Below are 13,039 nucleotides of genomic sequence, written 5' to 3'. Positions count from 1 at the left end.
GATCGAAGAGATTGTCATGAGCGCCGAATCCCTCATCCCCGCGGCCAAGAAGAAGGTGCCGCTTACAGCCTTCCACAACCATACCGGCCAGTATCTCGATCTCGGCCGGCGGACGCCTGTCACCATCACCAAGCATGGCCGTCCAGACCTTACGATCGCCGACGCCTCCTATTTCGAGCGGATTGAGCGGATCGCGGCCGGACAGATTCTCGCGGTACTCGATCTGGTCGCCGTCGATACCGCCGACATGAGCGAGGAGCATATCGGCCTCTTCGAGGCCTCCCGTCCGACCCCAGAGGAAATCGCGGCGGATCGCTGGAACGATGACGCCGCTTCCTAAGGTCGGCGACATCCTCCACTATGTCTATCTCTTCACCCACGAACAGCAGGCGGGACGTGAGGAGGGTATCAAGACACGCCCAGTCATGGTGGTGGCGGTCCAAGGGCAACGCGTCTTCACGCTCGCCATCACGACAAAAAACGACAAGGCGGGCAAGACCCTGGCAATCCCCGATGTCGTCGCCGATCGTGCTGGCCTTGCCCGTGGCACTTCGATTGTCATCGACCAGTACAACCACTTTACCTGGCTCGGTTACGATATCAGGCCTGTGACGGCCGAGCCCTCCTATGTCGCGGGACGCATGCCGCCGGGCTTCACAAATACCATTCTTTCTGCGCTGACCGCCCACGCCAAGGGCATTAACCGGGATTGACGCTTCCTGGATACACCTTTGGTCGACGCGCATAGCACCGTGCCAACAGGAGAAAGTCCAGAGGCACTGGCCGCGAACGGCCGCCACAGGCCAGGCCGACCCGATCATCACAGCGGTCCCGCTCTCGTCGAATTCCGTACTGGCTGGTGCTCTCTGGTGAACGAATGCACCGCGCCGTCCGCAGTGCCCGAGCACCGGCTCATCACATTCGTTTCCGTGCTCTCGGCCAGGTCATATCCGGCAGTGCGCATGCACGCATTGCTGTTTCGGCGTTGATCGCCGGCAGCAGGTGGCCGCCTTTCACAGCCTGGTAGACCAAGCCCAGCCGTAAGGCCCTGGCGTGGCTTTCGCCGCCGGCGCTGCATCGCCGTTGTCATTTCCCACGCCGCCCCGGTAACCGGCCCCCCCCGTGGAGACCGACTGAATCCACCCCGCCGCCGAAGCCATGCAAGTGCCCGGCGGTAAAGGCCAGGCGCGAGAGACTCATCCGTCGTTCGCTGCGCGCCTCTGCGCTCCATGCCATCCGGCCACCCGCTTGTCGGGATGAACGCTACGCCCGTGCGGGGCGCCCGCAACCCGCAATTTTCCGACCGTGTTGTCGGCCTACGGCCTCCGCCCGCACCACTCGAAAAATTGGGGTTCCCCCTCCCTGGCCGCGCTGCGCACGGCCCGCTCGGGTGCGGCCGCCCCTGTTTCACGGGCTCTGGCGAGATTTCATCCCAGCGGGATCGGCCCGCTGGCGGAATCGAAAAGGCAAGCGAACATGAACAAGGTTTTTCTCTCGGGCCGCATCACGTCGGACATCACCCGCTTCGGCACCGACAGCAAGGGCGGCGTCAGCTTCACCCTCGTCACCAGCAAGCCGGTGATCAAGGATGGCCAGGTCCAGAAGGACGACAACGGCTACACCGAAACCTACGACGAGTTCCATCAGGTCAAGGCCTTCAACGGCCTCGGCAAGTCGGTCGCGAACCACAAGAAGAAGGGCGACCGCCTGATCGTCACCGGCGAGATCCGGTACAGCCGCAACGAGCGCGACGGCCGCACCTACTACAACACCGACATCGTCGCCGAAGAGATCGAATTCATCTGACCCCTGATGGGCGGCCTGCGGGCCGCCCTCTTCATTTTCGGAGACCGCACATGTTCAACATCTCGAATTTCGACGAGATCGCCGGGGTCAGCCACGGGATCGAAGCCATCAACCCCTGCATGGTCGCCCGCATCCGCCGGGCCGCCGACAGCCTCAACCGCTACGAGATCTCTGCGCGCCTCGCCGATGCCGTCACCGAGGCCGCGGATGCCGCCCACACCCGCGCATGGGAGGAAGCCCAGTTCGGCGAAGCCAGTGCCGACACGATCGTCGACTGCGAATATTTCGACGAACTCGCCGCAGCCTGGTCGCTGGTCGCCATCGAGCACCAGCTCATCAACCCCGAAACCATCCTCCCACATGACGGGTCGGTCCACTGACCCGTCATCACCATCCGTCAAGGCAATCGCTCATGATCGCGAGCCCATCCCTCACCCGCCCCCGCATCATTGCTACGGCATCGTCATGCACCATCGCGCCAATTGGTGGCTTGTCGAGTTCCTCGAACTCGACGCGACACCTGCGCGCGCCCGCAGATTGTCGGGCCGGCTCACGCCGGCCCTCGCCAACTGGCTGCGACGGAAGACCGGCGATCCCGGCCTCGCCGCCGAGATCGCCGCGCTCAATCCCGGCAGCCGCTGCTGGTCGGGTGAGTTCTCCTTCGTTCCTGCGACCGGCGAGGCCGACACATTGGACATAGACGCCCATCCCTGGGGCGCGGAAGCCGGTGAGCTTGAAGAGCGCCTCGGCCGCGCCATGATCGATGCGACGCTGTTTCCGATACCCGCGGGCTTCGCCTCGATCTTTACCGCCCTGCCACCTGAGAACCAGCCGGTTCTCGCCATCCGGCTGAGCGGCTATAGCGGCGCGACCTTCGAACTCATCACCGCGCGCTACATGCCGACCTACCGGCCGCGCTCGCCGTGGCGCGATATGTCGAACGACGCTGTCACGGACAGCGGGGCCGACATCATCGGATGGCGCGAAGCCGCAGACTGGATCCAGCCGCTTTGACCTTCGCCGGGCCATGACAACGGTCATCCCAGCGGGGCAACAGCGGCTATCCTGTTTTGGCTGCGGCAGCGCTCATTGCTGATTTCAATGCCAGCGCCAGAGCAACCTTCGTGGCGATCTCATCGAGGGTCGCCATCAAACGGTTGAGCTGCGTCCACGATCCCGCGAGCTCAGCGCCATAGCGGGTCACGAGATATTCGCGGCTATGGCTGAGATCGTTCAGATGAAGCAGCGTTCGCTTTCGCAGGCGCAAGCCTGTCGATGCCGCAAGCTCCGCTCTTTTCGCCAGATCATGGGCGGCCCCGCGATACTCGTCGGCAAGCCGCTGGATCTGATCCGCGGTTGCGACATCACCGGGATATGTCTTCGCGCCGCCGTGCATGAGGCCTCTTTTAGGGGCGCCCTTTGAAAAATCGATACCGCCGGACGGCACGGGGTTCATGACTATCTGGCGCATCCCGGCGCAGCCGGGACCGGGGCTCTAGTCGCGTTCCGCTCCCGGAGCCCCTGCGGGTCTCCGCCTTCCAGGTAACGATCCCCTTGCGGGGGCGCCCGGACGAACCGTTGTATCCCAATAATATAACTCTCTCTGACTTCCTATTCTGGTGTGCGGGGATTGTCGGCCGTCAAGGATGAGCGGTCCCCCCAATTTTCACGAACCCTCCATTGCGCTGCGCTCCATTCCGGATCCGCGAAAATCGGTTCCCCCACCCCCCGCTGCGCGGCGCGGTCCTGCGGCCCGCGTCCCTGACTGCCTCGACCACCGCACCCCCAGAGGCAAGCCTCATCGAATGGATGAGACACGTCACACCCACGGAGGCTCCAATGTCCAAGTCTTTCACGAACTTCGCCGATCTCGCCAGCTTCGTCGCCGCCAGCCGCGGCAATGAGGCGCAGGTTGCGACCTATGCAGATGCTTTCATCGAATATGAGGAGATGGCGAAGATGAGCATCGTCGACGAGCCCGAAAGCATCGACATGCCCGATCCCGAGCAGGTCCGCGCCGCCGTCGAGATGATGCTGCAGACGATGTTCGACGTGCTGCGCGACACGCGCATGGAACGCTATGCCGCCGATCTTGCCTGGGGCTTCGCGCACAGCTTCCACACCGTCGCCAAGCGTGTCGAAGGCTATGAAGATGACGCGGCCAAGCGCCTCGGCGATCTCGCCCGCACCTTCGATCCGTCGGAGAATTACGCCACCGATCTCGAAGAGACGCAGCTCCTTTGCCAGACGCTGCAAGGATGCCGCGAAGCGCTTGAATGCATGCGCGACCATGCGAGCGAAGTCTATCGCGTCGAGACCGGAAAGCCCTTCTCGCCGGTCAAGGGAAGCCGGGTGTCGAGCAGCCTCTCCGCCTCGATGATCGATGCCCGCGACTATCTCGCCAGCAGGGCCCGCGAGCGCCGCGAGCAGTTTAACCCCGAAGGCCCCGTCGTCGCCTTCTCGGGCGGTCAGGCCTGGGAAGACGATCAGCTCCTGTGGCGCGGCCTCGACTCCATCAAGGCCCGCATCCCCGAGATGATCCTCGCGACCACCGCCCAGACGAAAGGCTGCGATGCCATCGCGCAGGCATGGGCGGCATCGCGCGGCGTCAAGGTCATTCTGTTCCGCCTGGACCGCAAGCTCGGAGCGAAGGCTGCCTTCGTGCGCAACGATCGCCTGCTCGCCCTGAAGCCGGTCGAAGCCGTCATCTGCGAAGGTTCGGGCATCCAGATGAACCTCGCGCAGAAACTCCGTCAGGCCGGCGTTCCGCTCCATGTCGTCAAGTCGGATCAGCAGTCGCTGCGCCCGGCTTCGCAGCGCTCCGAAAATCGCACCGCTCGCGGGCACTGACCCGCGCTCCGAGAGGCTCCGGCATCTGCCGGGGCCTCTCTTCTCTTTTCGTCTGAGGACGCGGCGCACGGGGGTATCGAACCCCCGCGCGCCGCCGGGTCGAGCGCTGAACGCGTGATCCCTTGCGGGCGCTTCCGGACCCCAAAGAAAAGAGGGGGTGAAGAGGGGGATTCCAGCCGAGGAGACCAAGGCCATGTTCATCCTGTTTCGCATCGCCATCCCCGCCGATGAAATCGAACCGCCCGTCGCGGTCATAACGGCGCGCCAACTCGCGGCGCTGCGCCGCTATCTTCATGCCCAGGGCGAGCACATCGGTATGGCGCTGATCGAACCGGACGAGGTGCTTGGCGACTGCTTCGAAGCCCGGGTCTGCCCCCTCGCACTCGCTTCGGTAACGCGCCTGTTCGATCACGATCCGGCGGTCATCGCCGTGGTCGAGGAAGCACAGTTCCGGGGACGGCGCGTGTCGATCCGCCATTGCCCCCAAGCCGCCGAAATCACGATGCGGGTTGCGCTCACATCGGACTGCGGCCTCGAACTCGACCTTGCCTATGGCAACGCCTATGCACTGCTCGAAGCCCTCGGCCTCGACGCAGAAAGCGTCGGCGAAGTCACTGCCGATCTCCTGCGCGAACGCCTTACCGATCCAGCAACCGCGCCCCGGGCGGCATCTCTCGGAGTCGAGCATTATCTGCCCCGGCTCGAGCGGCTGCTGGCGAGCGTGGAGGGGGTCGAGGAAGCGCGGCTCGCATGGGCGTGAAGCTGGCGGCATTTACTGGATACAGGAAGGCGGCTCCAGCGGTCTGCGGTCCAGCAGTGTGTCGATCGCGAGCTGGAGATGGCAGGCACTTGGGCGCTCGTCGATCAGCTCAAGAACCGCCAGTGCATCGCGCATCAACACGAGCGCCAGCGCGCGCTGAACGCCATGATCATCGAGCGTTCGTAGGTCATGCGGGTTGCCACTATCCGCATCGAGGACGGCGCTCTTATCCCCTCCGCGAAGCGCAGCACGCAGCTCATCCGTGAGGGCAGGTCCGGCAGCACGGCCGCTCTTGGTCCTACGCATGTCCCTAACCTCCCGACCCTGGATAGCCGCCAATGGTAAACGGGGGGTTATCCGCCCACTTCGGCCCCCGCGCGCAGCGCGGGAGCCGGGGCTGGTAACATGTCGAGACATGCGCCTACGCTTTTAGCGCCGAAGCACCTGGACATATGCGCAGGCACCCCGGCGTGAATTCACACCGAGTTGCCTTTCTCGACGGGATTACCAGTCCCGGCGCCACAGCCTTCGCGGCGCAACCACGCACCTAGCACAGGCATACGGGCCAACCAAGCAACGGCCATTCAAATCGGCATACGCCCGGAGACCACCCCTCGCTTGCCGCTCCAAGCAGAGAAGCCCCAAGATGCACCGTTGAGGAAACATCCCTCTCTCACAGACCTCCTATTCTGTCAGCCGGACGAGGCCGCCTCAAGGATCGACGGTTCCCCCAATTTTGCCGGCGCCGCCGCTCCGCTGCGCTCCACGGCGACCCCGACAAAATCGGCACCCCCATCGCCCGCTTCGCGGTCGCCGGCGATGCCGGCGATCCTTGACCCGACCTCGTCCGCCCGACCCGCGACCTCCTGTTTTTCAATTCAGTCAGGAGGACATCATGCAGACGAACACCGCCACCGCCGACAACGCCGCCTACTTCGCCGCTGTCGCCTGCGCCGAGCGCCGGGCACTGAGCAGTTACTTCGACCAGCACGTCATAGCCGATGACGAACTGGGCTACGTCGCCATCGACGAAGGCGACTATGGCGCTCTCTCGCTGGGGATCATCGACCGCATCGTCTACAGCGTGCCGGGCGGCATCATTGACGAGCTTTAGAAACGACTGGGAGGGGCGGTATCGCCTCTCCCTTTTTTTGCTCGGAGGATAAACGGACATGGGGGGCATCGAACCCCCCATGTCCGAGCCGCGACACAAGGTCGCGGCAGGGGGCTGTTCATGCCGTCAGGCGCTTTTCCACTTCATCGATCCCAAGGCTCCGGATGCGGGCCAGAAGGCCGCTCAACCGCTTGGTGTCGAGCTTGAGCAGGCCCGTCTTGTCGATGGCGTGGATCGCCTGTTCACGCTCTCTTTCTTCCAGCTTCTGCCGCCGCTCTTCGAGCCGGTGGGCTTCCTGTTCTATCGCTATTCTTTCCTGTTCCAATGTGCGTGCCATGATGGGCCTCTCGGTTCACGCTGATCGGGCTATGAACCGGGTCACTATAGGCGCTTGGTATCCATCTCGAAAGAAGAAGATCGACAACCGCATCGCCGTTTCTGCACCGATGTCGATGACGCGTTCATGCCGCATGTTGGGGAAGATCCCGACCAGTGCCGAACAGCTCCACGCAGATTGCTTGCTGCATACACATTCCGTCCGAAGGACGGCCGGGCGCCTCGCCGGAGGCGCTTTCCCATACATCTCAGCCGCGTCACGAGACGTCCCGGGGACTGGGCTTCAGCCTGGTGCAGAGTAGCACACCGTACGCACCAGAGGTGCAGGGACTCTGATGATAAACCAATGGCTTATCCGAATATCACTCTGTGGGACAATGTGGGACACTATTTTCGCGGGACGAAAGCAACGCAATTACAAAGACTTGACTGTCCCACACTGAACACAGGCCATTTGGTCCCCCGGTCCTTGTTGCCCCCGGCGCTGGGCTCCGGTATAACAAGGCCCAGATTCTGAGATCCCACCAGCCTCCCTGCTAGGAGGCTGACGTTGAAGACCCCCACCAGACACTGCTCGGTCAGGCTCGATCAAGCACATTATGATCGGCTCATTGCCATCGCCGCGGAGCGGGGATGCAAGCCGTCCGACGTTATCAGGACCGCTGTTCACGTCTTCCTGACATCCGCAAATCTGCTCACCGCGAGTCACCGCCGCATAGCGCGGATTTGCGAGTTCCAGCAGCTCGCGCTCGACATCATCATCCGCGAGCAGTTTCCCGAATATCGGGACCGCATCATCGCGGAAACCGATAAGCGCCTTGAGCAATATCATGGCGCGTAAGGACATCCGCAGCAACGGTCAGGCGATCCCTCTGACCCACCACAGCGCGCGCGGCAACGTCCAGCGCAACGCCGGCAATTTCACACGCGGCAGCCAGCTCCTCACCCACGAGATGCTGATGTGGTTCTCGGGCGCGAGATTGCCCTTCATCCTCTGGTTCTTCGCCTTCCTCGCCGCCTGGTTCGCCATCATGTCGATCAAGCTCGACGAGCACGGCTTCCAGCTCATCTGCATGAAGATCTATTCCACGCTCTGGAACTGGATCGACCTCGACCCCAAGAAGCGCGTCAACGTTACGATGCCCAATGGCGAAATCATGCGGACCGTCATGGCGGCGGTTCCCTATATCCCCGAGGTCATCAAGGCCTGGGCGATCGCGGTACGAGGCCTCATCGGCGCCTTCCTGGTCTCGATCTTCATCACCATCCCGATTGTGATCTGGTTCGTCGATATCTCGTACCGGCGCGGTCGGTCGATCCTTCAGGAACGCCATGAACGCGGTGCCATGCTCGTCGACCGCGAGATCCTCGTCTCCGAAATCAATCGGCATAACCTTGCCAAGTTCGAGGAGGAGGCGCGCAATCTCTTTCCGGGTCTCTCGTCAACGCGGGTACTGCAGCTCCCTTTCCGGGCGCGCAAGGAGTCCGGGATTCATCATCCTTATACCCTCGCGGGCATCCCCTATCCGCACCGCACCGAGCAGTCGCACACCATGCTCATCGGTACCACCGGATCGGGCAAGACGACCGAGCTTCGCAGCCTCGTCTCGCAGATGCGTGAGCGGCAGGATACGGCGGTCATCTTCGACCTGACCGGGGCCTATGTCGAAGCCTTTTACGACCCTGCGCGCGACACGATTCTCAACCCGATGGATGCCCGCTGCCCGGCCTGGTCGATTTTCAATGACTGCCGCACCCACAGCGAGTTCACCGCCGGGGCCGCCGCGCTGATACCCTCCGACGGCGGTTCGTCCGAACCCTTCTGGGCGCTCGCCGCCCGCACCCTCTTCATCGAGATGTGCATCCGTCTCCAGGAACGCGGGCAGACCACCAATCTGGCGCTTTCGGAGAACCTGATGACGGCGGACCTGAAGCGCGTCCACCGCTTCCTTGCCAACACAATCGCCGACCCTCTGACGGCCCCCGAAGCGGCCCGCATGGCCGAGTCCATCCGCGCCGTCTTCAACACCAATGCACAGGCCTTGCGCTTCCTGCCCGACGAAGGTACGCCCTTCTCGATCCGCGACTGGATCACCCGTGACAAAAAGCCCGGGTCGATCCTGTTCATCACCTGCAGCTATGTCGACCTGCCGATGAACCGGGCGCTGCTGACGCTCTGGATGGACCTCGCGATCACACGCCTCATGACCCTGCCGCGCACCCGCGAGTTGCGGACATGGTTCATGTTCGACGAACTCGGCGCGCTGCACCGCCTGCCCGCGATCGAAAGCGGTCTCCAGACCGCGCGCGCCTTCGGCGGCGCGATGATCCTCGGGCTCCACAGCTTCGAAAAACTGGTTGAGGTCTATGGCGAGCAGGGCGCCCGCAATCTCGCCTCGCTCGCGCGCTCCAAACTGATCCTGGCGACCGCCGATTTGGACACTGCGGAGCAATGCGCGCGCTACATCGGCAACCGCGAGGTCCGCCAGATGGATGAAGCCTATAGCTATGGCTACAACAACACCCGTGACGCCTCGACCCTGACCCCGCGCAAGCAGGTCGAGCCGCTGGTCATCGCCGACGACATCACCAACCTGCCCTCGATGCACGGCTTCGTAAAGTTCCCCGACGGCTTCCCGGCGGCGCGCATCCTGCTCGAGTGGAAGGACTATCCTCAAGTCGCCCAGGGCTTCCTCCTTCGCCCCGATATTCAGCCCGTGCGGTCGAAGCGCGGAGAGGAGGCATTCGAGGAGGAGAGGGCGGGGGAAGCCGGCGGGCGGGATGGTTCGTTGCAGGTGGTGGAGGAAGTGGCCGAGACCACCAACATCGCCAGGGATCTTGCCGCACGCATCCTGTCGGCCGAGGTCGAGGAGGAGGATGATACGGCCCGGCGCGCGGCCCCGCGGGCGGACGATCGCGACGAGCAATCGACCCCTCAGATCCATGCTGCCGACAAGGCGCAGGCGGCGCGCTCCGGCCCCGAGGAGCAGCCCCTTGCCGCCCGGGATCGCGACGATCGCCGGGACGGTCGCCAGGATGCCGCGCGTGGCCCCCAGATCGAGGACCAAACACTGGTCGAGCTGCGTCAGGCCTTCGCCTCGGGGCGCGAGGATGACGGCATGGATATGGGGATCTGATGCTCTCGGTCGCCGCCGTCCGCTCCGCCTCCGGCGCCGCGAACTATTTCGCGAGGGACGACTATTATACCGTCGAGGGCAGCTCCGAGATCACGGCGTGGGCAGGGGAGGGGGCGAGCGAGATCGGCCTGTCCGGCGAGGTCTCCAAAGATGCCTTCGAAGGGGTGCTGAATGGCATCCTGCCAGGCGGGGAGGCGATCGGAAGGCATGAGAACCGACGCGCCGGCGTCGACCTCACTTTCTCCATGCCCAAGTCGGCCTCGGTCATGGCCTATGTCGCCGGCGACAAGCGTGTCCTCGGGGCCAACATGGCCGCTGTCCAGAAGACCATGGCGTGGGTCGAGAAGAACCTCGCCGAAAGCCGCCGCGATGTCGAAGGGCGCAAGGTGCCGGTCCAGACCGGCAATCTGGTCTATGCACTATTCCAGCACGACACCAGTCGAGCGCTCGATCCGCAGGCCCACATCCACGCGGTCATCGCCAATCTAACCCGGATGCCCGACGGCAAATGGCAGGCGCTCCATGCCGACAAGATCTGGAGCCACAACAGCGTCATCGGCTCGATCTACCACGCGCATCTGCGCGCTGAGCTCGAGAAGCTCGGCTACCAGGTCGAGCTCAAGGGCAAGCACGGCACCTTCGAAATCTCAGGCGTGCCCAAAGCTGTCCTCGGCGAGTTCAGCCAGCGCCGCGAAGAGATCCTCGAGCGCGCCACGAAACTCGGCATCAAGTCGCCTGAAGGCTTGCGCGAGATCACCAAAAGATCGCGCGATCCAAAGCTCGATGTCGAGGATCGCGCTGCCCTCAAGCAAGACTGGATCGACCGCGCGGCTGCGCTCGGTTTCGACGGCAAGGGCCTCGTCGCCTCGGCCGAAGCTCGTGCCGGGATGGCGCTCTCGGATGGCGCGCTCGAGCGGGGCTATCGCGCGATCGGCGAAGCAATCGATGCGACCCGCGAGCGCCTGGGTGGCCTGCTGCGCCCGCATGATCCGCTAATCGACAATGCGCTGGCACGCGCGGTGCGTTCCCCGACCGAGGCCCGCACGCAATTGGCGGTCGCCTCGGCCGTGCGTATCCTCTCCGAGCGTGAGGCAGCATACCCCGTCCATATGCTCGCCAAGACCGCGCTCGATCTCGGGGTGAAGGGCGTCACCATCGAAAGCATCGAGCGCCGGATCGACCGGCTCGTCCAGAACCGGCAGCTAATCCCCGGCGTGGCCTCCGCGGCGGACCGGACGGGGCGCATGGTGACCACCCAGGAAGCCCTGAGAACCGAAGAGAGGATCCTCACGGCCGTCGAGGATGGGAAGGGCTCGGCGAGCCCAATCCTCCCGGCAGATGCGGCGCCGACGCAGCTGCAGGCGGTGGCTGAACGCCCGCTCAACCCCGGCCAACTTGCCGCCGCCACCATGATCCTCAGCTCCGCCGACCGGACGGTCACTGTCCAGGGTGTCGCGGGCGCGGGCAAGTCGACCATGCTGGGGGCGGTCGCGAAGATCACGGAAGGTGAGGGACGGCAGGTGACCGGCCTCGCCTTCCAGAACAAGATGGTGGCGGATCTGGGCGAGGGGGCCGGCATCAAGGCGCAGACGATCGCCTCCTTCGTCCTCGCCAACGAGCGTTTCATCGCCGAGCGGGACACGCCGCGTTACGATGCGGCACGCGGCAAGCTTGCCGGCACGATGCTCGTTGTCGACGAGACCTCGATGGTCTCCAGCAATGACATGCTGAAGCTGCACCAGATCAGTGCAGCCCTGGGCGTCGACAAGCTCGTCCTCGTCGGTGACCGTCAGCAGCTCTCCTCGATCGACGCGGGTAAGTCCTTCGCCATGATCCAGGCCGGCGGCGGGACCATGGCCCGGATGGACGAGAATATCCGCCAGCGAACCGACCAGCTGCGCACGGTCGCGGCGCTCGCCAATATCGGCAAGGCCGGTGCCGCGCTGGCGGTGCTGGGGACAAATGTCGTCGAGAATGCCGAACCGGCCGCGAAGGCCGCTGACATGTGGCTGGCGCTCCCGCAGTCCGAGCGCGAGGCGACCGCGGTGTTCGCCTCGGGGCGCGAGGCGCGCGCGATCATCAATCAACGCATCCAGGACGGGTTGATCGCAGAAGGCAGCGTCAAGGGCGAGGCGCTCCATCTCACCGTCTATGAGCGCGTCAACACCGCGCGCGAGGAACTGCGCTATGCCTCGACTTATCGCGCAGGCCAGACGCTCGAGGTCGGGCGGGGCGGGGCGCGGGATGTCGGCATCCTGGCCGGGCGCTACGACGTCCTCAAGGTCCATGCGAACGGCAAGGTCGAACTCGCCGACGGCCGCCGGAAGCTCCGTTTCGATCCGCAGAAGCTCTCACCGACCGAGCAGCGCGACCGGCTTCAGCTCTCCGAGAAAAAATCGCTCGAATTGCGCGAAGGCGACCGTATCCGCTGGACCGCGAATGACAAGGAACGCGGCTTGCACAATGCTGCGCTTGCCCGCGTCGTGCGCGTTGACGCCGCCGGCGTCACGGTCGAAACGTCTGACAGGAGCCGCCTGACGCTCGACCTCGGCGATCCGATGATCTCGCGGCTCGACCTTGCCTACAGCCTCAACATGCACATGGCGCAGGGTATCACCACCGACAAGGCGATCACTGTCATGTCGGCGCATGAGCGCAACCTCTCGAACCAGCGTCTGTTCAACGTAGGCGTCACCCGCGTGCGCGACGAACTCACCATGGTGGTCGACGACAAGGAGAAGCTCGAGCGCCAGCTCGACATGAACCCCGGCAACAAGACCTCGGCGCTCGAAACCCTCGGCCGGCTCGACATCGACGGCAAGAAAGGGCCGGGGCCTCGCGAGAAGTTCGATCCCGGGCCGATCGATGGGGTCGATCTGTCCGACCTTCCGCCGTTGCCCGGTGATTTGCCTCCGCTGCCGGATGGCGCGGCGCCGCCAGACCTCAAGCCGGATCGTGCCGACCCATTGCCGCCGCTCCCCGAACGGAGTCTCGGCCTCGATTTATAGTGTGAAGCCACAGGCATGGTGCCCGCGG

General features: G+C 64.2%; 14 protein-coding genes. 11 read left to right on the top strand and 3 right to left on the bottom strand.

Annotation, left to right across the window (positions count from 1 at the left end; all coding sequences use genetic code 11):
• Positions 1-16: 16 nt before the first annotated feature.
• The 5 genes from L3X40_RS03680 (at position 17) to L3X40_RS03660 (ending at position 2,820) form a co-directional block, all read left to right on the top strand.
• Positions 17-340: a type II toxin-antitoxin system prevent-host-death family antitoxin gene (locus L3X40_RS03680; protein WP_237364442.1), complete on the top strand. Its 324-nt coding sequence runs from the start codon at positions 17-19 to the stop codon at positions 338-340.
• Positions 324-713 carry a hypothetical protein gene (locus L3X40_RS03675; protein ID WP_237364441.1) on the top strand — a complete coding sequence of 130 codons (390 nt, stop codon included), beginning with the start codon at positions 324-326 and terminating at the stop codon, positions 711-713. Before L3X40_RS03680 ends, L3X40_RS03675 begins: the two co-directional genes overlap by 17 nt.
• 763 nt (positions 714-1,476) lie before the next feature.
• Complete coding sequence (locus L3X40_RS03670; protein WP_237364440.1) at positions 1,477-1,806, top strand: single-stranded DNA-binding protein; 330 nt, start codon at positions 1,477-1,479, stop codon at positions 1,804-1,806.
• A 50-nt stretch (positions 1,807-1,856) separates the two neighbouring features.
• Positions 1,857-2,186, top strand: a complete 330-nt coding sequence (locus L3X40_RS03665; protein WP_237364439.1) for a hypothetical protein — start codon at positions 1,857-1,859, stop codon at positions 2,184-2,186.
• A gap of 85 nt (positions 2,187-2,271) precedes the next feature.
• On the top strand, positions 2,272-2,820 hold the full coding sequence (locus L3X40_RS03660; protein ID WP_237364438.1) for a hypothetical protein: 549 nt from the start codon (positions 2,272-2,274) through the stop codon (positions 2,818-2,820).
• Positions 2,821-2,866: 46 nt separating this feature from the next.
• On the opposite strand, the gene L3X40_RS03655 is transcribed toward L3X40_RS03660, so the two are convergent.
• On the bottom strand, positions 2,867-3,202 hold the full coding sequence (locus L3X40_RS03655) for a hypothetical protein (protein ID WP_237364437.1): 336 nt from the start codon (positions 3,200-3,202) through the stop codon (positions 2,867-2,869).
• Between the two features lie 443 nt (positions 3,203-3,645).
• Between L3X40_RS03655 and L3X40_RS03650 the strand changes: the two genes are divergently transcribed.
• Both L3X40_RS03650 and L3X40_RS03645 read left to right on the top strand, forming a co-directional pair.
• Positions 3,646-4,656, top strand: coding sequence for a DUF2493 domain-containing protein (locus tag L3X40_RS03650; protein ID WP_237364436.1), 1,011 nt, complete (start codon positions 3,646-3,648; stop codon positions 4,654-4,656).
• 193 nt (positions 4,657-4,849) lie between these two features.
• Complete coding sequence (locus L3X40_RS03645) at positions 4,850-5,416, top strand: hypothetical protein (RefSeq protein ID WP_237364435.1); 567 nt, start codon at positions 4,850-4,852, stop codon at positions 5,414-5,416.
• Between the two features lie 12 nt (positions 5,417-5,428).
• Here the strand turns inward: L3X40_RS03645 and L3X40_RS03640 are convergent, their stop codons facing one another.
• Positions 5,429-5,722, bottom strand: coding sequence for a hypothetical protein (locus L3X40_RS03640; RefSeq protein WP_237364434.1), 294 nt, complete (start codon positions 5,720-5,722; stop codon positions 5,429-5,431).
• Positions 5,723-6,311: 589 nt separating this feature from the next.
• Here L3X40_RS03640 and L3X40_RS03635 point away from each other — a divergent pair.
• Positions 6,312-6,530 carry a hypothetical protein gene (locus L3X40_RS03635; RefSeq protein ID WP_237364433.1) on the top strand — a complete coding sequence of 73 codons (219 nt, stop codon included), beginning with the start codon at positions 6,312-6,314 and terminating at the stop codon, positions 6,528-6,530.
• A 118-nt stretch (positions 6,531-6,648) separates the two neighbouring features.
• Here L3X40_RS03635 and L3X40_RS03630 read toward each other — a convergent pair whose 3' ends face one another.
• Complete coding sequence (locus L3X40_RS03630) at positions 6,649-6,867, bottom strand: hypothetical protein (protein ID WP_237364432.1); 219 nt, start codon at positions 6,865-6,867, stop codon at positions 6,649-6,651.
• Between the two features lie 549 nt (positions 6,868-7,416).
• Between L3X40_RS03630 and L3X40_RS03625 the strand changes: the two genes are divergently transcribed.
• Genes L3X40_RS03625 through mobF form a run of 3 tightly spaced genes read left to right on the top strand, consistent with a single transcriptional unit; the run spans position 7,417 to position 13,011 of the window.
• Positions 7,417-7,707 carry a hypothetical protein gene (locus L3X40_RS03625; RefSeq protein WP_237364431.1) on the top strand — a complete coding sequence of 97 codons (291 nt, stop codon included), beginning with the start codon at positions 7,417-7,419 and terminating at the stop codon, positions 7,705-7,707.
• Complete coding sequence (locus L3X40_RS03620; protein ID WP_237364430.1) at positions 7,697-10,003, top strand: type IV secretion system DNA-binding domain-containing protein; 2,307 nt, start codon at positions 7,697-7,699, stop codon at positions 10,001-10,003. Before L3X40_RS03625 ends, L3X40_RS03620 begins: the two co-directional genes overlap by 11 nt.
• The gene (mobF, locus tag L3X40_RS03615) at positions 10,003-13,011 is read left to right on the top strand and encodes a MobF family relaxase (RefSeq protein WP_237364429.1); all 3,009 of its coding nucleotides are present in this window, start codon (positions 10,003-10,005) and stop codon (positions 13,009-13,011) included. Before L3X40_RS03620 ends, mobF begins: the two co-directional genes overlap by 1 nt.
• Positions 13,012-13,039 lie beyond the last annotated feature (28 nt).

The organism is Rhizorhapis sp. SPR117 (genome assembly GCF_021742065.1).
Note: the sequence above shows the minus strand (reverse complement) of the source record. Positions and strands in the feature narration are given on the sequence as shown.